The 21,840-nt window shown below is 57.8% G+C and carries 21 protein-coding genes and 1 pseudogene; 8 read left to right on the top strand and 14 right to left on the bottom strand.

Annotated features, from left to right (window positions below; translation table 11 throughout):
• Positions 1-11: 11 nt before the first annotated feature.
• The 9 genes from XH83_RS36275 to XH83_RS36235 form a co-directional block, all read right to left on the bottom strand.
• Entirely contained in the window at positions 12-527 is a 516-nt protein-coding gene (locus tag XH83_RS36275) for a thiamine pyrophosphate-binding protein (RefSeq protein WP_164933841.1), read from the bottom strand.
• Positions 528-770: 243 nt separating this feature from the next.
• Positions 771-2,189, bottom strand: a complete 1,419-nt coding sequence (locus XH83_RS36270; RefSeq protein WP_128929628.1) for an amidase — start codon at positions 2,187-2,189, stop codon at positions 771-773.
• 71 nt (positions 2,190-2,260) lie between these two features.
• A complete protein-coding gene (locus XH83_RS36265; protein ID WP_194408520.1) occupies positions 2,261-3,637 on the bottom strand; it encodes an FAD-binding oxidoreductase in 1,377 nt (458 codons plus the stop codon).
• Between the two features lie 220 nt (positions 3,638-3,857).
• Positions 3,858-5,021, bottom strand: a complete 1,164-nt coding sequence (locus XH83_RS36260) for an FAD-binding oxidoreductase (protein WP_128955182.1) — start codon at positions 5,019-5,021, stop codon at positions 3,858-3,860.
• A gap of 77 nt (positions 5,022-5,098) precedes the next feature.
• Positions 5,099-5,503 carry a biotin/lipoyl-containing protein gene (locus XH83_RS36255; protein ID WP_128929630.1) on the bottom strand — a complete coding sequence of 135 codons (405 nt, stop codon included), beginning with the start codon at positions 5,501-5,503 and terminating at the stop codon, positions 5,099-5,101.
• A complete protein-coding gene (locus XH83_RS36250; protein ID WP_164933826.1) occupies positions 5,500-5,670 on the bottom strand; it encodes a biotin carboxylase N-terminal domain-containing protein in 171 nt (56 codons plus the stop codon). The genes XH83_RS36255 and XH83_RS36250 overlap by 4 nt, the downstream gene beginning before the upstream one ends.
• Before the next feature lie 4 nt (positions 5,671-5,674).
• The gene (locus XH83_RS36245) at positions 5,675-6,088 is read right to left on the bottom strand and encodes a biotin/lipoyl-containing protein (RefSeq protein WP_128929632.1); all 414 of its coding nucleotides are present in this window, start codon (positions 6,086-6,088) and stop codon (positions 5,675-5,677) included.
• 205 nt (positions 6,089-6,293) lie between these two features.
• The gene (locus XH83_RS36240; protein WP_128929633.1) at positions 6,294-7,799 is read right to left on the bottom strand and encodes an argininosuccinate lyase; all 1,506 of its coding nucleotides are present in this window, start codon (positions 7,797-7,799) and stop codon (positions 6,294-6,296) included.
• A gap of 242 nt (positions 7,800-8,041) precedes the next feature.
• Positions 8,042-9,334 (bottom strand): aminotransferase class I/II-fold pyridoxal phosphate-dependent enzyme, encoded by a 1,293-nt coding sequence (locus tag XH83_RS36235; protein WP_128929634.1) that lies wholly within the window; start codon positions 9,332-9,334, stop codon positions 8,042-8,044.
• Positions 9,335-10,182: 848 nt separating this feature from the next.
• Here XH83_RS36235 and XH83_RS36230 point away from each other — a divergent pair.
• The 4 genes from XH83_RS36230 to XH83_RS40490 all read left to right on the top strand — a co-directional run bounded on the left by XH83_RS36230 (position 10,183) and on the right by XH83_RS40490 (position 12,283).
• Positions 10,183-10,509 carry a hypothetical protein gene (locus XH83_RS36230; RefSeq protein ID WP_128929635.1) on the top strand — a complete coding sequence of 109 codons (327 nt, stop codon included), beginning with the start codon at positions 10,183-10,185 and terminating at the stop codon, positions 10,507-10,509.
• Positions 10,510-10,696: 187 nt separating this feature from the next.
• Positions 10,697-11,011: an extracellular solute-binding protein gene (locus tag XH83_RS36225; RefSeq protein WP_164933840.1), complete on the top strand. Its 315-nt coding sequence runs from the start codon at positions 10,697-10,699 to the stop codon at positions 11,009-11,011.
• Between the two features lie 272 nt (positions 11,012-11,283).
• Positions 11,284-12,147: an asparaginase gene (locus tag XH83_RS36220; RefSeq protein ID WP_128929637.1), complete on the top strand. Its 864-nt coding sequence runs from the start codon at positions 11,284-11,286 to the stop codon at positions 12,145-12,147.
• A complete protein-coding gene (locus tag XH83_RS40490) occupies positions 12,059-12,283 on the top strand; it encodes a hypothetical protein (protein ID WP_371746378.1) in 225 nt (74 codons plus the stop codon). Before XH83_RS36220 ends, XH83_RS40490 begins: the two co-directional genes overlap by 89 nt.
• Positions 12,284-12,804: 521 nt before the next feature.
• On the opposite strand, the gene XH83_RS36215 is transcribed toward XH83_RS40490, so the two are convergent.
• The 5 genes from XH83_RS36215 to XH83_RS36195 all read right to left on the bottom strand — a co-directional run bounded on the left by XH83_RS36215 (position 12,805) and on the right by XH83_RS36195 (position 19,069).
• Entirely contained in the window at positions 12,805-13,533 is a 729-nt protein-coding gene (locus XH83_RS36215) for a bifunctional 2-polyprenyl-6-hydroxyphenol methylase/3-demethylubiquinol 3-O-methyltransferase UbiG (RefSeq protein ID WP_128929638.1), read from the bottom strand.
• Between the two features lie 797 nt (positions 13,534-14,330).
• Positions 14,331-15,260, bottom strand: a complete 930-nt coding sequence (locus XH83_RS36210; protein WP_206733167.1) for an alpha/beta hydrolase — start codon at positions 15,258-15,260, stop codon at positions 14,331-14,333.
• Complete coding sequence (locus tag XH83_RS36205) at positions 15,257-16,597, bottom strand: MFS transporter (RefSeq protein WP_164933839.1); 1,341 nt, start codon at positions 16,595-16,597, stop codon at positions 15,257-15,259. The genes XH83_RS36210 and XH83_RS36205 overlap by 4 nt, the downstream gene beginning before the upstream one ends.
• A gap of 114 nt (positions 16,598-16,711) precedes the next feature.
• Positions 16,712-18,334 (bottom strand): FAD-dependent monooxygenase, encoded by a 1,623-nt coding sequence (locus XH83_RS36200; protein ID WP_128929640.1) that lies wholly within the window; start codon positions 18,332-18,334, stop codon positions 16,712-16,714.
• Between the two features lie 42 nt (positions 18,335-18,376).
• Entirely contained in the window at positions 18,377-19,069 is a 693-nt protein-coding gene (locus tag XH83_RS36195; protein ID WP_128929641.1) for a GntR family transcriptional regulator, read from the bottom strand.
• A 93-nt stretch (positions 19,070-19,162) separates the two neighbouring features.
• On the opposite strand from XH83_RS36195, the gene XH83_RS36190 reads away from it, so the two are divergent.
• From XH83_RS36190 to XH83_RS36175, 4 genes and pseudogenes are all read left to right on the top strand, one after another.
• Positions 19,163-19,942, top strand: coding sequence for an SDR family oxidoreductase (locus XH83_RS36190; RefSeq protein WP_128929642.1), 780 nt, complete (start codon positions 19,163-19,165; stop codon positions 19,940-19,942).
• 27 nt (positions 19,943-19,969) lie between these two features.
• Entirely contained in the window at positions 19,970-20,914 is a 945-nt protein-coding gene (locus tag XH83_RS36185; RefSeq protein ID WP_128955087.1) for a VOC family protein, read from the top strand.
• Positions 20,915-21,143: 229 nt separating this feature from the next.
• A complete protein-coding gene (locus XH83_RS36180) occupies positions 21,144-21,389 on the top strand; it encodes a type II toxin-antitoxin system VapB family antitoxin (protein ID WP_128929644.1) in 246 nt (81 codons plus the stop codon).
• Positions 21,389-21,783: pseudogene (locus XH83_RS36175) on the top strand (type II toxin-antitoxin system VapC family toxin). Before XH83_RS36180 ends, XH83_RS36175 begins: the two are co-directional and overlap by 1 nt.
• Positions 21,784-21,840: the final 57 nt, after the last annotated feature.

Raw genomic sequence — 21,840 nt, 5'->3', positions numbered from 1 at the left:
CGACCCGCGCCTCAATTAAAACCGTGAAATTCGTCGGCGATCAGTACGACGACTGGGCGCTGAGTTAGTTCAGACTCGGTGAAAGCGAGCGAGATGCGATCGGCGTCCGCATTACTTTCCACCATGTAGAACTTGATTCCGAAAGCGAGCAGGAAGCGTTCTGTATATTCGGCCGCGCTATCGTGATTGACGCCGTGCCGCGTGTAACCGCGGTAACCAACCAAGAAGACGACCGGAACGTTCAGATTGAGCAGCCAGCCGCGCATGGAATCTCCCGATTCCATCATGCCGGTATTCTGCACCAACACGATCGGCTTTGCTCCTCCTGCGAAAAGTCCGGCCGCTATTGAGCAGGCATGCCCTTCGCGGGCGACGCCGACCAAGCTCAGCGATTGCTCCTCCTGCATTTTCAAGAACAGCCAGTTCGTCTCGCTATCTGGCAGCCAAACAACATGCGACACGCCGTTTTGCTTCATTTGCGCAACGACCGATTCGGGACTCAGTGCCGCGGCTTGCTCGTCACTCATCATCGTCCTCTTTTCGCCGGCCGCCATGGGAGCGAGGGCCCGCGGCCCAATTTGTATCCGAGACGTTAATTTAGGATACGATTAAAGGGCCTCCGGCACATTCGTGTCAACCTGAATGTGACGAAATCGTAATTTCCGAATGGAATCCTCATTTTCAGAAAGCCACGAACAATGCCCGAAACTCGGCAAGCCCCCCAAAAGGGCTCGGTCTGCGACAAGTCATTGGGGGGATCGCGAACGGTTTCATATGTATCCGGGAGGGATTGCTACGGCGCCCCCTCGTTCGCGGTCAAACGCTTGCGCAATCCGGAAGGCCGTTGCATCACCAAAACGGCGGACGGTAATTTGCAGACCTACCGGCATAAGGGCTGCGAGCCCCATGGGTATCGATATAGCGGCCAAGTCCATTAGATTGGCTATACGGGCGAGGAGACCAAAAGGTGCGGTTTGCTCGTGCGCCCCCTCGATCTCTGGAGTCACGATCGGAGCCGAGGGCAAGAGAAACGCTGCTGCGCCTTCCAGATAACGATCGAATTCCACCTGCATTTCGCGGCGGGTTGTAAGCAGGCCGAAATAGTCCCTCGCGCTGATGCCACTGCTTTTGCGCATTCGCTGCGCTATCAAACGATCAACTCGACTGTCGAGCCCCTCGATGTATTGCGATAGCCCATTCCAGCCTTCGGTCCCCGTGATACCGGATGCGTGAGCCGCATATTCTTCGTGACTCCGAGGCATGGGACGCACATCTATGTGAGCGCCTAGTCTCTTGAGGTCGCCCAGTGCCTTATGGAAAAGGTCCATAATTCGGGGGTCGACGAATTTGAGCTGAGAGTCAGTTGGCGCTCGCAAGATCAAGCCCTCGACGCCAGCCGTTAACTCGCCAAGAGGATTTATGCGCCCAATTCCGTAGGTCGAGGGATCCTGGGGATCCCGCCCTTGCAAGGCATCGAGTACCAACGCGGCATCCCGGATGCTGCGGGCCAACGGACCCACAGTGTCAAATGTCGGCGCCAATGGAAAGACGCCGCCCCGGCCGACCAAGCCGAGCGTACTCTTGTGGCCAACAATTCCACAAAGCGATGCGGGGGTACGAATTGAGCCGCCGGTATCGGTCCCGAGCGCAACCGGCACGAGCCCCGCCGCGACCGCGACTCCCGATCCGCTGGATGATCCGCCGGGTACTCTCGCAACCGAGGTATCCCAGGGATTCACCGGCGTACCGCAGACGGGATTGCACCCCCAACCACCAAAAGCGAATTCAACGGTGTGCGTTTTCCCGATGAGAACCATTCCTCGATCGAGGAGGCGCTGAACAGCGTGGGCTGTGTTCTCCGCAGGGGTCGATGCGGTCGCAAGCGATCCGGCCCGGGTCGGTCTCCCCTTGACATCAAATAGATCTTTGACCGCGAAAGGTATCCCGTCCAGCATATGCAAAGCGTTGCCGCCCGCACGCCGTGCATCGGCGGTCTTGGCAGCTACGCGAGCCGAATCCGCGTAGATTGCGACGAAGGCATGGAGCTGCGGGTCGAACTTCGCAATCCGCGCCAGAAAACGCTCCGTGATCTCGAGCGACGTGACCTGCTTGGTGGCCAATGCGCGCGAAAGCTCCCCGATCGTAGCGAACGCGACGTCACCAAGGGGCAATGTATGGCTGTCACTCATCGGAGTTCCCAACTAGTCCAACGCTAGGCGCGTATCTCTCAAGCAATGCATCAATCGGTCGGGCGCAGACATCAAAGCAGCCCCGCGCCCACCGAGCCCAGATCAGGGATCAACGAAGGATCCGTGAACCTGTCCATTGTGAAGACAGCCGATCCGGGCAACGGCTTATCCGCAACCCATGCGGCCGTTTGCTCTCCGACAGCGCAAGCCATCATCGTGCCAAAGCCGGAAAGACCGACGCACATATAGGAGCCTTCCGGTCCCATGGGCCCGACCAGCGGCCAATTGTCGTGGGTCCGCGTATACCAGCCGCTATAATGATGCAGACCGCGCGTCAGCCGTCCGATATAGGTCCTGAGTCCGGGGTTGAGCCTCGAAGCCCCTCGAAGCACAATTTCGGGAAAGCGGTCGTCCAGCGGAACGTCCCAGGTCGCGTTTACCTGCGCCCTCTCGTTGTAGGCCCATCCGAGCCGTAGCCAGCTGCCGCCGTCTCCTCCGTCGGGACGGCAATGAATTGCGCCGGTCATTGGTTGTGTGAGCCAGGCAGTGTCTGCACTGGCCCGAAGCAGGCTAGCTTCTTCTTCCGTCCAATTGATCATTTGATCATCGAGGTCGATCGAAAACGGCATGTCCCGAGGAATGACCTTGTGAACATCCTCGAAGGCGATTTTCTGCTGCATCACATTGAATAGGGGCAACTCGACGTCGAGCATGGCGGCAATGTCGTTCGCAAAGGGACCCGCACAGTTAATTAGCTTGACCGCTCGGAGAGTCTTAGAGGTCCCCTCGTCCTTAAAAGCGATAGTAAACCCGCCTTCTCGCTCCGCCCTAATGCCGTCGACCATGCCCTGCATGCGGTGCGCGCCGACGCTGCCCGTGTATTCCAGCATGAAGGCTCCCATCTGCTGCCCCGAAATGTCGCCGGCTTGGCGTACATGCAGGATTGTTCGCAGGTCGCGATCATAATTGGGAAACAGCGATTGGATCAGCTCGGGATTGCGAAGCAGATCGAAGCCTCGTGGCGCCAGCGTCCAGTCAGCGTCTGCGGGTCGTTGATAACTGCGGCTCGTGGTACCCTCATGGATCCGTACCTGCTCATCGAATTCCGCACCCAAGCTGAAGCGCAATCCCTCGATCAGCTCGGAGGCATCTGTCTTTCGCGACGCCAAGACATATCCGCGTCGAGTCATGTTCAGCCGATTGCCCGACTCTCGCGCGATGTCTTCCATGAGCTGGATGGAACGATCAGAGAGACGAACCATCAGTGGATGGGTCCACCAATTTCGATAATTCTCGCCAGACTGAGCGGACGTGAAGGCCATCGGAGGGCCTTGGTCGATGAGCGCGATATCAGTGATGCCGTGGTGTTTGGCCAGATAGTAGGCGACCGCGATACCAATCGTACCGGACCCGATGATAGCGACCTCGGCGCTTTTCACGCTCGCCATATTTTGCATCCCTTCTATTGTTTTTGGATACATTTTATATTGCCACACCGCAACTGATTTCGCATCGCCGATCGCGTTTTACGGAAGGGTTCCAAAGCGCCGTTTCGAGGTCACACGGTCCGTGGCGCGTGGCGCCTCAAGGAGAACGGCCTCGCGGTCACATCGGAAGGTCTTGGAAGGCAAAGCTCCCAAATCCCACAGGCAGGGGAAAGCGTTGAAACTATATGATGCCGCGCTCGGGCAGAGGGGCGTCGTCGATCAGTCGCTGCCAACCGAAACGAGTTAAATCCAGCGTTTCGTATCGTCCCTTCAGGATAAGTTCGGAAATCGCCAGACCACAGCCGGGCGCATGCATCAGGCCGTGACCTGAGAAGCCCGCCAGCATGTGGAAATTGCCCAGACCATCGGCCCCCGGCCCGATGATGACATTGCCGTCGAAGTCGTTCTGATCATAGAGACCCGGCAAAGTTGAACGGCATTTCGTCCGTTCGAACTGCGGGAAACGGTGCGCCAATGCTGGCCACACAACTGATTCGAAATAGTCGTAGTCGACCTCGAAATTATAGCCCCGCGGTTCCGCGAGCGTCGGAACACCGCCTGAATAGCCGGCGCCTTCGGGACGGAAAGCTAATCTTTCGGGGTCTTTGAGGTAAGGCAGCGGCTCGATGGGTTCTTGCGTTTCGAAGTAATGTTCGAAACGCCGCAGCGGGGTGATTGGAACATCGAACCCCAGTTGCTTGCAGATTTCCTTTGCCCACGCTCCTGCGCAATTGATGAATTGATCCGCTTCAATCTGAGCGCCGGATGCCACTCGGGCATGCGTTACAGCATGAGCGGCGCGGTCCATCCCCACCACATCGTCGGCAAGATATTTGACGCCGAGAGATTGCGATTTCTTACGAAAACCCATCAGCACACTATGCGGATCCAGCCAGCCGTCATCGGGAGAATGGACGCCGGCGCCAAGGTCCGAAACGTTCATCGAAGGGAATTTCTCTTTCAGACCGTCCGGCGTCAGCCATACGACATTGCAACCTTGATCTCGTTGAGCGTCGTAATTTTGACGCAACATCCCCGTCGCACTAAGGGGCACGATGAAGAGGTAGCCATTTTTCTTAAAGCCGATCTCGGCATCCACGCCTTCGATCGCCATCGTCTTCGGAAATGACTCAAAGAAGGGGATTGAGAAATTTGAAAGCTGGATATTCTCGGAAAGCGCGAAAAGACGTCGGACGCCACCAGACGCCCGTGGCGTCGAGGCTATCGCATAGGTCGGATCGCGCTCTATCACTATGACATCTGAAGCCGGCGCCATGAGCTTGAGAAAATAGGCAGCCGCGGAACCGATGGCTCCGCCCCCAATAATTGCGACATCATATTTCATTTTCCTACCTGCCCGAGTAGAGTAGATGGTGTGATACTATGCCAACGCCGTGCGCCGATGCCGTTCGTAGATGCCGCCTACTCCACGTCTACCGGAAGGATCTCGAACAAGGGCGCGCCGTAACTAACCGCGGCGCCTTCTTCGATAAGAATTGTGACCAACCGCCCCCGCTGCGGCGTTCTGATCGGGATTAGAATCAAATCATCCTGTAGGTAGCCGAGGATATCATCCGAGTTTAAAGACGAGCCCATCGGCACCGCCGCTGAAGCCGCCGCGGGATGCCTTGGTAAGAATCTTCCCGGCCCAACCGCGCGAACAACAATATTTGCCGTAGCCGGCGGCGCCGCTCGCACCTTCTCGTCGGTCGTCGCCGCAAGCTCAATGTTTATAAACTCGCCGCCTTCCTCATATTCCAGCCGGATCAAGCCATGGCGCCTCATGATGGCAGTCAATTGCGGAATGTAATCGCAAAGACCCGTCATGATGCCACCGCAGAAGTGGCTCTCTTCAGCCTCAGCCCAGCGGCCAACCAATTCTTCAGAAACCGGATGTCCGCGCTGCCGGCTTTGAACGCTTCAATGGCACCGCAGGCGCGCTCCATTCTAACGGCTATTTCCCCACGGTTGGCGATCAGCACCTTGTCAAACATTTGCTCACTCGAGAACGAGAAGAGTGTCACCCGCGCAAACCACCTGGCCGTCGTCGGGTAGGATTGCTCGCACCGTCCCCGCTCTGTCAGCTTCGACACGGAACAGTGTTTTCATGGACTCTACGACAGCAACGATCTGCCCCTTGGTGATTGTCTGCCCTACTTCAACCGCAGGAGAACCACCCTGGACATCCGAGCGATAAAACACTCCGTCGGTCAAAGCTCGTATCTTATGACCTTCTTGATTCGAACCGAGACTGTCAGCTTTTTGCAGTGACAGCGGCGCGCTGGTGAAAGCGGATGTCACTTCAGCGGCGGCGATCAGCAGCAGCCGAATGTCCCCTCTTTTCAGCTCAATCTTCTGCAAATTGAGCTCAGCCGCCTTCCGGCAAAAAACTTCGATCTGCTTCAGGTCCATGAAGGCCGCGGTCTCCCGAAGAACGAACTAATCGGCAACCGAAGACGGGGCTGACAGCATCAAACTGCGCCGGGCCGTTTGCGCCGATCGCGAGACAATGAGCACGACGCCCATAACAGTCAAGCACAATGTATTCTATTGCGGCCCTTTTGGATACATCATCATGTTGCGATAGATGCTGGCCGGACATATCGACCACCCAATGTTACTCAAGGATGGCATTCACGGCTTCATCAAGAGCTTTAGCGGCGCGTTCGCGAACACAACGCAGCTTTTCCTGCTGCTCCGCATCTCTGGTCTGGCTCTCGCGAGCGAGCTTTATCTGCGCGCACACATTGGCGGGCGCCGGGCTGCCGTAAGTCGAACGTCGGCCAACGAAAGCGAGTGGACTAAGGCTTTCCCGAAACAGTTGGGGGTCAAGGCTTGGTGCAGGAAAACCGAGCTGATTTGCTGCTGCATCCAAGTCGGCACTTGTCACCGTGTTTGGCATCATTCCGCAATTGAAACAGTGCGCCACGAATCCGGCGACCAATTCATGCGCTTTACGCCACCCCAACGCAGTCTCGCGCGCTATGGCCGCAGCAAGGTCCGTTGCGGTGCACCAGTTGGCACCCGCCAAATAGCTCATTCTCGCGACATCAAAGCGCACATCGCCCACAAGGCGCGACAGAGTATCCAGTCGTGCGGGAATCATTTCACCAATGGCCTTGAGCTGACTGTCCGTATTGACCCGCTCCATGGTGGTAAAACCAGTAGGTCCGCGTTCGGACATGCTTACAGCCAGGAAGGCCGATGATGCTTGCGTCGCCAAACTCTTGATGTCCTCCAGCCCATCAGGATTTTTCTTCTGCGGCATGATCGAGCTAGTACCACACAGATAATCCGGCAATTCGACATAGCCATATTCAAATGTCGACCATAACTGCAGATCATCGGCCAAGCGAGCGAGCGAATGCGTTAAACCTGCCATGAGACCGGCATATTCGATCTCCATGTCGTGGCTGATGATCGCATCGAAAGTGTTGGGCAAGGGCCCATCGAAGCCGAGGAGCTCTGACGAGCGCCGACGATCGATCGGAAAATCGCTCCCAGTCATGATGGCAGCGCCAGCAGGCGACTGATTGATGCGAGCATGAGCTTCTTGATATCGCTGCTGATGCCGGGCTGCGACCAGTTCAAACATCAGAGCCCAATGCGCCAGTGTTGTTGGCTGGGCGTGCTGGCCATGCGTGTTGCCCGCCATGACGGTCTCGATGTGTTTCGACGCCAATTCTATGAGAGAATGGCGCAGCTTCATCATGCCATCCAAGGCTGAACAGATCTGAGCCGCAAACGCCCTCCTTCGAGAAACGGCATTCAGATCTCCCGAACTGCGCCCGGTGGCGATCTGCCCACCAATTTCACTGCCATAAAGCTTTGTTAGATATCGTTCGCCCGCGTGCAGGCCCGAGTTCATCTTAGAATGAACATTTAGAACACCTTCTGCCTCCATCTGTCGCAGGCCGGCTAGAAGTTGCTGTCCGATTTTACGCTTAATTGCGCCCCCTTCGGTTAGCGCAACTAGATGGGCCTTGTCGAACGCATGAATATGCGGAGCCGTTATCGCATCGAACCGAGACTTGTAGTTGTCAAGATAATCTAGAGGAACTTGCTTCAAACGCGCTCCGGGGTTGGCGGCGCTGCGATAAGTTTGCGGAGCGTGGGTTTCCATTTAAGGATCTGCCTTAGCTTCGGGCCCGAACGAGCCGGTTTGCCGGCCACCGACACAACCAAGCAAGCCTGATGTATGCATATTAATTATACTGTATCCAGTCGCGCTGCCTGTCAATAACATGACACTGGGCGTGGCCGATAGCCTCCGGCGAAGCGGACGAAAAATCGATGGCGAGGTGGCCGCTGAGGTGACGGGTCAGAAGACAAATGGCTTGAGACGAGTTGTGCTGCGTGTTCACTTCAGTCATTGTCATTGATGCCAAGCTGCTTCTCGACTGCCGCCAGCAGAATTGAGATTGCAATTGCCTCAGCTGCAATCCGCACGTCTTCCAACGATGCAAAACTTGGCGCAATGCGGATATTGCTGTCCTTGGGATCATGCCCGTTTGGAAAAGTCGATCCTGCTGCAGTGAGAGAGATTCCCGCGTCGCCCGCCAGCCTGACAGCTCGTTGCGCTGCGCCTGCAATAGTATCGACGCTGATGAAATAACCGCCCTCAGGCCGAGTCCAGACGGCAGCACCTTTGCCTGCGAGACGTCTTTCGAACGCTTGGAGCACTGCGGAAAACTTGGGAGCAAGAATAGCGCGGTGTCTTTTCATGTGTCGTGTCACGCCCCCTGCGTCCTTGAGGAAACGCGCGTGACGAAGTTGATTAAGCTTGTCTTGACCAGCTCCACGCCGCTTGGCGCAGTCAAGAAACCAACGAACGTTCGCGGGAGAAGCTGCGAAGAAGCCGATACCGGCTGTGGCGAAGGTAATCTTTGAGGTAGACCAGAACATAAGCGGTCGATCCGCATTCCCGGCGGCCGCGCAAGCAGGCAAGATCCGTTTAGCTGGCTTGCTGTTATCGGCTAAGTGATGGACGACATACGCATCGTCCCAGAAGAGCCGAAAATCTGTGGCCGCAGCCTCCATCGCAGCCAGTCGATCAATTACTTCATCGGACCATATTTCGCCCGTCGGATTGGCATAAGTCGGCACGCACCACATGCCCTTCACACGTGGATCCCGCACATGATGCTCCACCACCTTCATGTCTGGCCCCTTGGGCGTGACAGGGACCGGAATCAGATCGATGCCATACTCGATGCACATGTTATGATGCAGTTCATAACCAGGCACGGGGCTAAGGAACGCGATTCTTCCCTGTTTCATCCAAGGGGTCGCAATTGCTGTCACACCCTTTAGAAGAGCCCACACAATTACATCATGCATGATCGCAAGGCTGGAGTTACCTCCTACCACGACTTGCTCCACTGGAACGTCTAGGATGGGAGCGAATATGCGGCGGAGTTCGACAAGTCCCTTCGGATCGCCCCCGTAATTTCGTGCATCGTCCCCAGCTTCCGTGATCCAATCATCGGGTTTCGGTAGCGAAAGCAGTTCGTTCGACAGATCGAGCTGCTCTTCTCCCGGGCGCCCGCGCGCGATGTTCAGCTTCAATTTGCGCGCGCGAATAGCATCGTATTCCGCCCTCACGTGGCGGAGCATCTGCTGAAGTTCGTCGGCGCTCATCTCGGCAAGCCGCATCATGATCCTCTCTCGCACCTGGCGAAGATGAGGCCTGTGGGACGATCCGATCCCGAGGTCTTGCATCATCGCACGTACGGCTTAGCTCTTCGCACTAATGCCATTTCGACGCCTGAGCCGATCTACTGCTCGCCTCTTGGCCATCATCGCGTGGTCTCATCCAGTTGCAGGCGAAACCCAGATCGCGCGTCACCACCAACATGGTCACGCGCTTGTTCCTCCGCATGGTCCATCCGTCGCCTCAGGCCAAAACGCAGCACTTCTGGTCGTGGCGGAGACACGGAGTTTCGGGAAGCACCCAGTTGCTCCAGCCGGCCCACAGCCGCCGCATCTTGCCGGAATTCCACCTGGAGGATTCGATCTCAGAAGCTCGGCAAAGCTGTTGATTATACACTTGACGGTGTTTGGATACGAAAATAGCGTCTGGTAGTCAAGCAGCGCTGGCGACCGCGAAGCGGAATGCCAGACTTGCGCGCCAACAGCAAGAAACCCGGAGAAGGTTGGCGATGGCAGCTCCCGTAACACGGCAACTCACAAAAATCTGCGCCTCACGGCGGCACCTTCGTCGCACTGCCCAAGCAGCTTTGGGAAGAAGCGATTTACCGCGCGACCCCTTCTCTTGCCGCGGTCTCCGCTTGGCTTCTGCTGGTCGTGCGCTCTGTGATGCTTATCGCTCACGTGACCGCAACGAGAGCCAACGCGACAGTGGTAAGGGCAATCAGGAATTCTAGGAACGCCATGAACAGAAGGACGTTTTTAAAATGGACGGCGCGCGCAACTGCCTCGTTGGCCGCGCCCACAGTCTGGAGTCCGGCGCACAGACATTATACGTTGCGGATACCGGAGGAGCGATGACTGAAGTCAATCGTGAGCTTCTCTATGGGCCATTTGAGAAAGCCACAGGAATCCAGGTCGTCCCCGTAATCCGTAGCGCTAGTCCGACCACCCAGATCAAATCGATGGTAGAGACCAAGAACTACATGTGGGACTGTGTTTTCGGGGCCGGCGCCGATGAGTCGCTGCAGTGGCAGCAGGCGGATTTGCTAGAACCGCTCAACGTGAGTGGCGAATTCGTCGATCAGATTCCCGAGGAGATGCGGCACAATCCAAGCTTTATGCCAGATATATCTCTGCCATTGCTCTGGTATGCCTTCCCTCTGCCACCAAGAAGGAGCTGACGTCTTTCGCCGACATGTGGGACTTTTCGATCCCAGGAGCTCGTTCACTTCGCAATGGCGGCCGCGACGACAGCGAAGTTGCCTTGCGGGCTGACGGGGTGCCCGGAGGCGAGGAGATCTACAAGGTTCTTGAGACTGACGACGGCTGGAAGCGCGCCTTCAACAAACTCGACAAGATCAGAAGATAGTGACTTGGTGGACGACTCCGCCACAAGGCGCTCAGCTGTTCCACAGTGGCGAGATCGATATTATGCCAACTTTTTCGAACCGGGCCTATCAATTGATCGCGCAAGGGGATGGGCTGGCGATTTGCTGGAATCAGGCATTTTACAACTCTTATGGCTGGGTCATCCCGAAAGGTAATCCCAAAGCCGAGCTGACTCGACGTCTCATCGTTTTCTCGCTGGAACCAGAGAGTCAGGCAGCTCGTTGCGCCAAGATCGGTGCCGGACCGTCTAATGTGAACGCATATCAGTTTATGAGCAAAGACGTCAGTCGATAATGTCCACCTATCCTGACAATCTGAAGCAAATGGTGCCGGTCGACAACGAATCTTGGAGCAAGAACCTTGCCGAAGGCGAGGAACGATTCAGGCAGTGGATACTCCAGTGAGCTGGCGTAACTTCGGAGCAGGCTCTTACAGGCCGGCAGTGCCGAAGGGCGTCAGAAGAGTGACCATGGTTCAGAAGGCATGGACGCAGCTACCCTGGCTTGGACCCTCCACAATCATCGGAGAAAAAGCATCCCTTTCCCCCGCAAACAGCTGAGGCGAGCATGTCACTACCATTAGTATATGTATTGACGACTGGCGGCACGATCGCGGGCAAGGGCGACTCGTCGGTTCGCCCTGCCGACTACGAGGTCGGTCTTCTTACCGGCAATGACCTCGTTCAGGCCATCCCCGAACTCGCTCAGTTAGCGGACACACGGGTCATCGAGATTGCGAACATTGGCAGTCAAGACATTTCGTTCGGTCATTGGAAAAAGTTAGCTGAGACTGCAAACGGTCTTCTCAGTTCTAAAGAAGAGAACATTGCGGGCATTGTGGTTACCCACGGAACCGATACCCTGGAGGAGACAGCCTACTTTCTGAATTTAACGATGAAATCGGACAAGCCGGTGGTCCTGGTCGGATCGCAGCGTCCCCCAACTGCAATGAGTACGGATGGACCCTACAATCTCTACAGTGCAGTTCGCGTTGCCATTCAGCCAGAGGCGGCAGGCAAGGGAACTCTGGTGGTCATGAACGAGCAGATCAACGCTGCTCGCGAGGTTGTCAAGACCAGCACCTTCCGGCTAGAGGCCTTTAAGTCGGGAGACTTTGGCCTTCTAGGCTATGTCGATACGGATAGGATTGTTTTCTATCGGGCACCTGTCCGTCGTCATGGCAACAACTCTGAATTTGATATCAAGAACATCAACGAGTTGCCGACGGTGCATATTGTTTACTCCTACGCCGATGCACCGGGAACACCGATCCGGGATGCTCTCGCTTCGGGCGCGAAAGGAGTTGTCATTGCCGGCGCGGGTGCCGGGACCCTATCCCAAAATGAGAAGGCGGCCGTCGCGGCTTATCGTAAGACAGGTGGTGAAGCCATCATCATGCGTTCCAGCCGCACTGAACGGGCGCGTCATTGAACGCGACCACTACCTAGAGCTTGGCGTCCTCAACGCAGACAATTTAAGTCCGCAAAAGGCTCGCATCCTCCTTGCGTTGGCCCTAACCAGGACCAACAAGCCGCATGAGATAAAGCGAATCTTCTCCGAGTATTGACCGACATGGACGAGTGCGCATGTCCTAGATGGCTACCTTGTCCCTCTGCGACGCGCCAGTGCGCTCATCGGATGAAGGGGACGGGTGGTGCATCATTCATGAGGGTGCTGAGACGTTCCTTGAAGCAGGCAACGTCGCACGGCACTTCTGGCGGTCATCTCAACGACCAGCATTCCCGACCACCCGCTTCATTCCAAGCCGACGGCGCAACAGCCCAATATTAGGAGGCATCCGCGCATGCTTCGCATCCCAAACGGCTTTCTCGCCATCCCAAATCCTGGGCGAGAGGCATCCCCGGCGACGGGGGTCTTTCTGTTGTGGCTTCGCGAGGTCCTGGCCGAGAGTTCTTTGGCCGCAGTCGAAAATCGCTGAAAGACCCGACCCGCCGGCTGGTCCGCCTGGTCAATATGGCGATATCTGCATAATGCGCATGGCCAAGGGCTTTGAGAAGATTACTGATTGACTCGATGCAGTCATTGACAACAAGCGCGCCGAACGACCCGAACAATTGACTTTGGGTGCTACCGTTGCGCGGAAACCAGAAGCATCATCGGTCGCTCCAACTCTTCTTCCAGCTCTGGCGTTTGTGTGATCTGCTCGGGGGACGGGGCAAACTCTTCGACGGCTAAGATCCGGAAGCCAGCACGGATCAAGGTGTTAAGCGTCGTGCCGATGGTCCGGTGATATTTGATTACGCCTTTCGCAAACCAGTCAGTCTGGCGCTCACCCTCGATCGAATAGCAATTGACTGGCCAAGTCTTGCGCCCGTCCTCGTCGGCGATCCAATGCGGATGGACCGCTGCCATAAAGATCGGATGCTCGATGGTGAATACGATATGCCCGCCGGGCGTGAGCGCTTGGTGGACCATGCGCGCGAGACGGCTGAAGTCCCTGATATAGTGAAAGGTGAGTGCACTATAAGCGAGATCGAAGGCTGCCGGCGGCAACTCCACTGTCTCCAGGTCTGCAATCCGGTATTTAATTTCTGGATCGTTGGTATCCGCCTTTGCCCGGCTGATCATGTTTTCGGAGAGGTCCAGGCCGAGCACCGAGTTTGCGCCTTGCTTGCGCATCCAGCGCGACGTCCAACCAAGGCCGCACCCCAAATCGAGGACGCGCTTGCCGAAAATCGCTGGCAAAATCGCGCGTATGGAGGGCCATTCAGGCGCACCGTCCAGACCGCGAATTTGTCTCGGAAGCTGGCTGTAACCGGCGAAGAAATCGGGATTGTCGTAGATATTCTGTGCCATGGTGTTCTCTTGTCCGGCGTAATGGGATTCGGATCATACGACAGACCGAGATTCCTTTTGTTCCCCTTTCGTCGCGTTTACGGCGCGAATTGGTTTCAACCAATTCTCACTATTTGGGGCAGTGGCGGCGGCGAGCTTCCCCTTGAACCCAGCGATGCGGGGCTCAATCTAGACCTAGGGGATGCAGCCGACACTCTGCACGCCCAAAGCGGCTGGAAGAAACGTCGGATGATGCCGGGATTATTGGGCGTCAAAAAGAACAGAGCGACTTGGAGACTCTAGACCCCATCCCGGACGCTCTATTGCCCGTCGCCAATGAGGTTTGGCAAAAGCAAAATCTGTCTCGCCTTCTCATTGCTGACTTTGTCGCCCCGGAAACGGGAGAGGTCTGCCTTACGTAAATGACGCGGTTCAAACGCTTCCAACCATTCTGCCGCCTGACATCACTCCGGAGTATTACCGTCGTCTCCAAGGGCCGCTCAACAGGAACTATCAGGACAACCGAGGCACGGCTCGTATTACTCTTCATAGCGCAAGTGTTACTCAGTAAGGCTCTAGGTAAGCCGCTTGGAAAGAGAGCTCTGGTGGGCATCACCAAAGGACCGGGTATCTCAACAGAGCGCCGTCAATTCAGATGAAGCTTGCTTTGGACTACGTGGTCATAGAGCGCTTTCGTGGAGCGGCCTGGAAGTCGCCGCCCCGTTCGCTTTCGGCTTCGCAATTCAGCGATGGCCCCCCTGACATCGCAATGCGGGACTGAGGCCGGCGTTCGGATCCGAATTGCAGTTCTCCATGGATCATTGGACTCTCGGCAGAGACTTCGCGAAATCGAGCACCCGTCCGCTTACGCTGGTATCCACCGTATTGTACGAGCTGAATTGAGAGATATGCCCATGGCCCAACAACCGGAGTAGCAGGGGGCAATGGGACGCCCGCAGCGCCAAGGTGGCGAATAGTTCTCCGGCTTGCACCTGCATCGGAACCGGATCGTATTCCGCGTAGGTGATCAAGGTCGGCACGTCCGGGGCATCTATCAGACGGGTCGTCGACATCTCCAAATATCGGGCAGTCTCCTCGCCGAAATAGGCCTGATTGCGCAGGTCGGGAGAAGGTATACCGAAAGCCGCAGCCGCGACGCGTTCGAGAGCGACGTTGTAAGACCCGGACTGCAGAACCACGCCGGCCGCTCGGAGAGGTCGCCCCTTGTGGAAGGTGGAGACGAAGGAAGCGAGAGCGACGTGCGCGGCTCCCGCCGATTCTCCGAGCAGACATATTCGTCTCGGATCTCCTCCATGATCTTGCGCATTCTCCTGGGCCCACCTCAAGGCAGCAATCACGTCGCGTGCCCCAGACGGCCACTTGCATTCCGGGGCAAGGCCATAGTTCGCGATGAAGGCCGTGACCCCGTTGCGGGCAAAGAAGTAACCCACATTGCTCCTATCGGACTTGTCGCCGCGACTGTAGCCGCCACCGTGGAAGAACAGCACCACAGGCACCGAACCCGATGTCGCAACCGGCCGATAGACGTCCAACGACTGCCTGGTCCCGTTTCCGTAGCGGATGTTGGGAATGACGTCGACTCCGTCGGTCGGCTGGTGAGCCAGGATGTCTGCGTAGATCCGCGCGGTTCCGGGCGGATCTATCACCGGCCCCAAGGCTCTTATTCTTTCTGCTATCTCGTTCGGCGGCGAAGACATCCAGCGATTGTTTTCGAATGGAGCGGTCATGCCTCCCCCTTTGCCCTTTCATCCAAAGTCCAGCCTCCGAACCTCTGCCGGCAGGCGTACGTCAGCACGCCAGCTATCAGGACGCCGAATACGAGAGGCAACGCGGCGGTTTCGAAGAAAGCGGTACCGGAGAGTTGCTTGGACATCAGGAAGCCTCCGAACAGAGGGCCTCCGATCGCTCCGAGGCGGCCGATCGCCATTCCCCACCCGACGCAGTTCGACCGGATGGTGGTTGGATATAACATTCCGAAAGCCGAGTTGATCGCGGATTGGGTACCGGCAACGCATATGCCGGTCACAAGAACCAACCACGGCAGGACTCCGCGATCGACGAACGGCTGGCCGATGAGCGCCATCGAGGGGATCGCGACGATGTAGAAAGCGACGATGACGAGAAAACCATAGCGATTGAACCCCACCGTAAGCATGAAGCTTCCGATCAATCCTCCGAGACCGAACAGGGTCGCCGTGAGCGCGGCGGCTTCGGGTGAAAGTCCAATGTCACGCAAGACCGTCGGAGCCCAGCTCGCCATCAGAAGGGTCGTGAACAAATTGACCACCGCGAGTAGCCAGAGGAGCGGTGTGATGATGTGCATGCCGTTTCGAAGCGGCACGAGCGGGGACAAGGCTCCCCTCGAGCCCGTGGACTTCAAGGCGAAAACCGCGTCGTCCGGAAGGTGGCCCCTCGGGTCGAGAGCCCTGGCGATCCTGAGAAGCTCCGCTCGCTTCGATGGAACGAGCGACAGGTACTTGATGGACTCGGGCAGTACGAAAACGAGCACCGTCGCCAGCACCACCGGAGCGGCGCCTCCTATATGGAAAAGTACTTCCCAGCCGTAGCGGGAGACCAGATACGCGGCGACGAGGCCGGGTACTATGCCTCCGATCTGCACGCCGAGCTGTACGACTATGAGGAAGGCACCGCGGACGCGGCGTGGAATGAACTCCGATACGAGCGCGGTCGCGTTAGGGATGATCCCGGCAAGGCCGACTCCCGCGACGAAACGAAGAGCGCAGAACTGCGCGACGGAAGCGGCCAGCACGGTCGAGCACGTGGCTAGGCCGAAAAGCAATGTCGACAGAACGATCAGAGGCTTCCTGCCAAAACGGTCGCCGAGATAGCCGGCTATCGGAGTGCCGATCAGCATTCCGACCAGGCTGGAGCTCAGGATGACGCCCATCGCGCTCCGATCGAAGTTCAATATCTTGATGATCTCGGGGGCGGCATAGCCCATTACGACAAGATCGAAACCATCTGCGATCGTGACCAGCAGTGGCCAAAGCACGACATTGAGGTGGAAGGCGCCGATCGATCGGCCTTCCACGAATTCGTCCAAGTCGATCCTGCGGCCGTCCGGTCGGCTATCGACCGGAGCGGACCCATCGAACGGAACGACGACTTGTCCTCCGATTCCCATATTCCCTCCCGCTTTTTCGTTCGTTTTGGTTCGTCAAGCTCCGCGCACCCGGTCGATCACAGCCGTCGGATCCTCCGGTGGAGCGTTTCCGTGCCATGCGATGTGCTGGTCGGGCCTGACCAGAACGAGTTTGGATTGGTAGGGCTGGCCAGGAGCGGGACAACGGACCACCGACAGCGGGAGCCTCCGCAGCTTCGCGGCCTCGAGCAACGCCTCGAGAGGTTCTCCGCTTTCGAAATCGACAAGGGTGTAGTCTCGACCCAACAGATCGTAGAAGCCGCGTCCGGGCGACGGCCAGAAGTGGGGCGAACGCGCTCCCGGAAAGTCGGCGGGCTTGTAGTTGCTCCATGTGTCCGGAGGCGCGGCAGTGCCATTGGCACAAACGATGGGGGAGGATTCGTACCGCTCGCCCAACTGCAGTCCGGACGTGTCGTATTCGTCGAGATCGTCTACGACCACGAAATCCCCGAACGTCTTCCGGGCACGCGCACCGGCCTCGCCTTCATCCTCGATGGTCGGCGGGATCAGCCACTTGCCTTTCCGTTTCGAGCAGTGGATGCCGATCTTCGAGTTCCTCAAACCGATGGATCTCCGCTCGGCCTCGTACGAATCCAGGAGGTTGGGACCGGCCCACCCCGAGTATGCTGCCGCAAGCTTCCAAGTCAGGTTCAGGACATCTCCGATGCCCGTGTTCATGCCGAAGCCACCTAGAGGTGTGTAGAGGTGCGCCGCGTCGCCAACGAGGAAAGCGGGACCTGCCCGGTATGCCGCGGCAACCAAAGACAAACCGCCGGTCCACGGCCCCTCCGCGAGGATTTCGTACGGAAGGTCTTTGCCGAATATCGACCGCATCACCTCGTCGCTGCGGACCTGCTCCCAGCCGAGGCCTTCCGGAACCTGATAATGAATGATCCAGCGCTCGCGGCCGTCCTGGGCAAAAACGAACGCGCGGAGGTCGTGATTTATGATCCAGGTGATGGTCGCCGGCGCACGCCTGCTCTCCTCCAGCAGAGTCGGGGCCCGAACGAAATACGTGATCATGGTGCCGGAGACGAACGCATTGTCGATGCGCCCGTCGTCGCCCGCCATGGAAATGTTGAAGTGACGACGAACCGGACTCCGAGCCCCATCGGCACCGATGACGTACCGAGACCGGATTCGTTTGCGCACTCCCGTGCGCACGTCTTCGACCGTTGCGATCGGAGCGCCGTCCTCCCCACCGAGCGCGACCAGGCGTGTACCGAAGCGCACGTCGACCGACTCCGAGGCCTCGGCATGTCGGCGCAGCAGCGGCTCCAGAAAGAGCTGGGAGATGGACAGGCCGGACTCCGGTCCGAGCTGCCCTTCACTAAGGCGCGTCTTCAGCAGATCGATGTTACCGAATTCGTGGCCGCAGAAGCGCGTGACGAAGGCTACGCGCGGATGCATTTTGGCAAGCGGCGCCGCCGCGCGAACTTCCTCCGCCAGTCCGAGACGACGGAAATGCTCCATAGTGCGTGCATTCACGAAATTGCAGCGGGGCTGGGTCGCCGTCTCGAGGTTTTCCGTAATCAGAATGCAAGGTACCCCCCTCTGCGCGAGATCGATCGCGGATGTCAGCCCGACGGGTCCTCCGCCTACGATAAGAACGAACGTTTCCTCGAAATCGCCTGTCATTTCCTCTCTCTTCGGCTTCTTGTTTGTTTTTAGGAACGCTGCCTAGCAAGGCGTTCGCGTCACGACACCGGGCTGGGCTTTTCCCTGCAACAGCAGTTGCTGCCGGCAGAGTTCGGCGGTCTCGCTGAAGTGTCGTGTCAGCAGGACGACCGCCTCGTCCGGACGGTGCGCGAGCACCGCGTCGGCGATCATCTTGTGGTCGGCGGTGCGGGCTCCGCCGACGTGTGCGGCGCGAGACATGAACCGATACCTGTCGGCGCTGTCGAACAACTGATCGCAATACGCCAGAATGCGCGGCGCGCGGCACGCGGAGAGAAGCGTGGCGTGGAAGACACGATGCGCGCGCTCCCATTCCGGGTCAACGGAAGCCGGCGTAAACGGAATGCGGGACAGCCGGTGCCATGAGAGCAGGACCTGCTCCTCCCACTCGGCCCCACCGTACTCGAACGATTTTCTGAGAGCGAACTCGTTGAGCACGATCCTGGTCTGCAAGAGGTCGTCCAAATCCTCGATGCTCAACGGCGCGACGGAAAAGCCGCGCTGGTCGGAATGCATGATGAGGCCGTCTTTGGCCGCCCGGGTCAGAGCCTCGCGCATCGGAGCTGCGCTGACCCCATAACGTTCGCACAGCGAGCGGATCTTCAGCTTTTGGCCGAAGGAAAACATCCCTCCGATCACGTCCATACGGAGCTTCTGGTAGGCGGCCGTTGCGAGCGTCTCTGATGCGTCCGACAAACTACCCCTCCTGAAATAGAAATTTCTTGCCTTGACGTATGATAATCTTTATTTAAGTCGGGCAAGTCAAATAATATATTGTTTGGAGCCGAAATGGACCTCGGTTTGGCGGCTAAACGGGCCCTCGTATGCGCGTCCTCTAAGGGGTTGGGTTTTGCATGCGCGACTTCGCTCGCCCGCGAGGGCTGCGAAATCACACTGAACGGCCGGGATGAGGAGCGCCTTCGCCTGGCCGCAAAGTCCATCGAGGCCCTCGCGGGTAAGCCAGTGGCGTTCGTCCAGGCGGACATCGCGGAAGAATCGGGTCGCCAAACGGTTATCGAGGCCTGTCCCGAACCCGACATCCTCATCAACAACAATCACGGGCCGGCGCCCGGAAATTTCCTCGAGTTCGGCCGCACGGAGTGGTTGGAGGCGATCGAGCAGAACATGCTCGCGCCCCTTCACTTCGTAAAAACCTTTCTTCCTGGAATGCGGGACCGGAAGTTCGGGCGGATCATCAATATCACGTCTGCCATGGTGAAGGCGCCGCATCCCAAGATGGAACTCTCGTCAGGCGCGCGCGCCGGGCTCACGGCGGCCTGCAAGTCGCTTGCCCGGCAATACGCCGCCTACAACGTCACCATCAACAACATGCTGCCCGAGCGCATCGATACCGATCGTCAGCGCTTCATGGCGGAAAGGATGATGTCGGAGCTGGGAATATCGCTTGAAGAGGCACGCACCAGGATCGCCGACTCGCTTCCGGCGAAGCGATTCGGAAAGCCAGAAGAATTCGGGGATGCCTGTGCCTACCTCTGCAGCGTACAGGCGGGCTTCATCACCGGCCAGAATCTTCAACTGGACGGCGGCTCCTACCCCGGCCTGATTTGAACGAAAACCAATACAAGGGAGGACTTGATGGCGATACCGCGACCCGTATTTCGTCCACCGTTCAACATGACCCGAGCAAGCCATGTCGTGCTCGCGGTGAAAGACCTGAAAGAGAGCAAGCGCTTCTACGTCGACGCGCTCGGATTCGTAGTCAGCAGCGAAGACGAAAACCGCCTCTACCTCCGAGGACTCGAAGAAGGTTGCCATCATTCCCTCGTTCTGGAACAGGGCGGCAAGCCGAGCGCGCAACACATTGGCTTTCGCGTTCTGACCGAAGAGGATTTGGATGCTGCAGAAGCTTTCTTCCGGGATCTAGGTCATCGTCCGACCTGGGTCGAGGTACCTCATCAGGCTCGTACGCTGCGTGTTTCCGACGCCGCGGGTGTTCCTCTCGATATTTGCGCCTCCATGGAAACGAGGCCTCGTCTGATCTTGCAATCCAGCCGTTTTAGCGGCGCCTGTCCGCAGCGGCTCGACCATTTTCAGATTTTGACACCACACGTGGACCGGGCGCTCGAATTCTACACTCGTCTCGGATTCAGACTGTCGGAGTACATTACGCAGGACGGATCGGAAGAACCGAGCTTCGTTTTCCTGCAGAGAAAGGGCAATCCGCACGACATAGTGTTCGCCCCAGGTCCGGGCCCAGGACCTCTCCTTCATCACGCCGCCTTCACCATCCCGGAGACCTACCATCTCATGTTCATCTGCGATCTGCTCGCCGAGATGGGCTTCGGTAGGTCGGTGGAGTACGGCCCGGCGCGCCATTTCGCTCCCGGATATGCCCGCTTCGTTTATCTCCGCGACCCGGACGGACACCGCATCGAACTGTTCAACACTCACTACCAGACGATCGACATCGAGGACGAACCGCTCAAATGGGAGATGGCGAAGGTATTGGCCGGTGGATGGGGCCCCCCTCCTCCCCAATCGTGGATGACCGAGGCAGCTCCGTTCGGCGCGGCAGAATAGTCCGGCCAAACTGGCTGCGGCAGAGGGCCACCGGCTATTCCGAATAGTACCTCTAGAAGAGGCGCACCCGGGTGGAATTCAGGACTGAAAAGCTAGAGCGACGCGAGGTTAACCATCAGCGCGCCGACTGCCTGCGTCGGGAGCTCGGTGATCAACTTGGAGCCCTAGCCTTCAAAGGGTGTATCCGACGTGCTATATAATGATACACGGCAACGGCTAGAGGATCCGGATGGCTTTCCATATTAAGAATCCTGATACTGACGCGCTGGCCCGCAGGATCGCGGCGCTCAAGAAGATCGGCCTCACCGAGGCCGTGCATACGGCGCTCACCCATGAGCTGGAGCGTGAGCAGGGTAAGCCTACCTTGGTCGACTTGGGCGTACAGTTCTGTCGCGATCTCCGGGCCAGGGGCAATCCGCAAAAAAGTAGGCCGGCAGACAAGGTGTTTCGCGACGGCCTTTACGAAGTTGACTGATGTTTATCGATGCCTCGGCGTTGACCGCGATGTCGATCGATGAAGACGAAGCGCGGGAGCTGTTGACGCGCCTTCAACAAGCGGCCGCGCGTTGACACTCGCCGCTGGCAGTGTGGGAGGCGGTGATCGCCGTAGCCCGAATACTTGGTCTTCCAATCTCGGACGCTAGCGAAGCAGTCGAGAGCTATCTGGCGCTAATGGAAATCAAGATGGTGCAAGTGCCGCCCGAAACGGCCCGGATCGCGCTCGACGCCTTTGACCGTTAAGGCAAGGGCCGACACCCAGCACGGCTGAATTTCGGGACTGTTTTGCTTATGCATGCGCCTGCCATTTAGGAGAGCCTTTGATGTTCAAAGGCACCGATTTTCCGCAGACTAATATTGAAGCTGCATGATGCCGTCCGCGCAGGAGTGCTCACGGCAAGTGTAGGCCAGGACGAGAGCTACAAATC

Origin of the sequence: Bradyrhizobium sp. CCBAU 53351 (assembly GCF_015291745.1) — a bacterium.
Classification (GTDB): Bacteria; Pseudomonadota; Alphaproteobacteria; order Rhizobiales; family Xanthobacteraceae; genus Bradyrhizobium.
Note: the sequence above shows the minus strand (reverse complement) of the source record. Positions and strands in the feature narration are given on the sequence as shown.

Bases quoted from the DNA above. Each gene is read 5' to 3' on its own strand.
- XH83_RS36275 (WP_164933841.1), bottom strand. From the start codon at position 527: ATGAGTGACGAGCAAGCCGCGGCACTGAGTCCCGAATCGGTCGTTGCG.
- XH83_RS36270 (WP_128929628.1), bottom strand. From the start codon at position 2,189: ATGAGTGACAGCCATACATTGCCCCTTGGTGACGTCGCGTTCGCTACG.
- XH83_RS36265 (WP_194408520.1), bottom strand. From the start codon at position 3,637: ATGGCGAGCGTGAAAAGCGCCGAGGTCGCTATCATCGGGTCCGGTACG.
- XH83_RS36260 (WP_128955182.1), bottom strand. From the start codon at position 5,021: ATGAAATATGATGTCGCAATTATTGGGGGCGGAGCCATCGGTTCCGCG.
- XH83_RS36255 (WP_128929630.1), bottom strand. From the start codon at position 5,503: ATGACGGGTCTTTGCGATTACATTCCGCAATTGACTGCCATCATGAGG.
- XH83_RS36250 (WP_164933826.1), bottom strand. From the start codon at position 5,670: ATGTTTGACAAGGTGCTGATCGCCAACCGTGGGGAAATAGCCGTTAGA.
- XH83_RS36245 (WP_128929632.1), bottom strand. From the start codon at position 6,088: ATGGACCTGAAGCAGATCGAAGTTTTTTGCCGGAAGGCGGCTGAGCTC.
- XH83_RS36240 (WP_128929633.1), bottom strand. From the start codon at position 7,799: ATGGAAACCCACGCTCCGCAAACTTATCGCAGCGCCGCCAACCCCGGA.
- XH83_RS36235 (WP_128929634.1), bottom strand. From the start codon at position 9,334: ATGATGCGGCTTGCCGAGATGAGCGCCGACGAACTTCAGCAGATGCTC.
- XH83_RS36230 (WP_128929635.1), top strand. From the start codon at position 10,183: ATGACTGAAGTCAATCGTGAGCTTCTCTATGGGCCATTTGAGAAAGCC.
- XH83_RS36220 (WP_128929637.1), top strand. From the start codon at position 11,284: ATGTCACTACCATTAGTATATGTATTGACGACTGGCGGCACGATCGCG.
- XH83_RS40490 (WP_371746378.1), top strand. From the start codon at position 12,059: ATGAGAAGGCGGCCGTCGCGGCTTATCGTAAGACAGGTGGTGAAGCCA.
- XH83_RS36215 (WP_128929638.1), bottom strand. From the start codon at position 13,533: ATGGCACAGAATATCTACGACAATCCCGATTTCTTCGCCGGTTACAGC.
- XH83_RS36210 (WP_206733167.1), bottom strand. From the start codon at position 15,260: ATGACCGCTCCATTCGAAAACAATCGCTGGATGTCTTCGCCGCCGAAC.
- XH83_RS36200 (WP_128929640.1), bottom strand. From the start codon at position 18,334: ATGACAGGCGATTTCGAGGAAACGTTCGTTCTTATCGTAGGCGGAGGA.
- XH83_RS36190 (WP_128929642.1), top strand. From the start codon at position 19,163: ATGGACCTCGGTTTGGCGGCTAAACGGGCCCTCGTATGCGCGTCCTCT.
- XH83_RS36185 (WP_128955087.1), top strand. From the start codon at position 19,970: ATGGCGATACCGCGACCCGTATTTCGTCCACCGTTCAACATGACCCGA.
- XH83_RS36180 (WP_128929644.1), top strand. From the start codon at position 21,144: ATGGCTTTCCATATTAAGAATCCTGATACTGACGCGCTGGCCCGCAGG.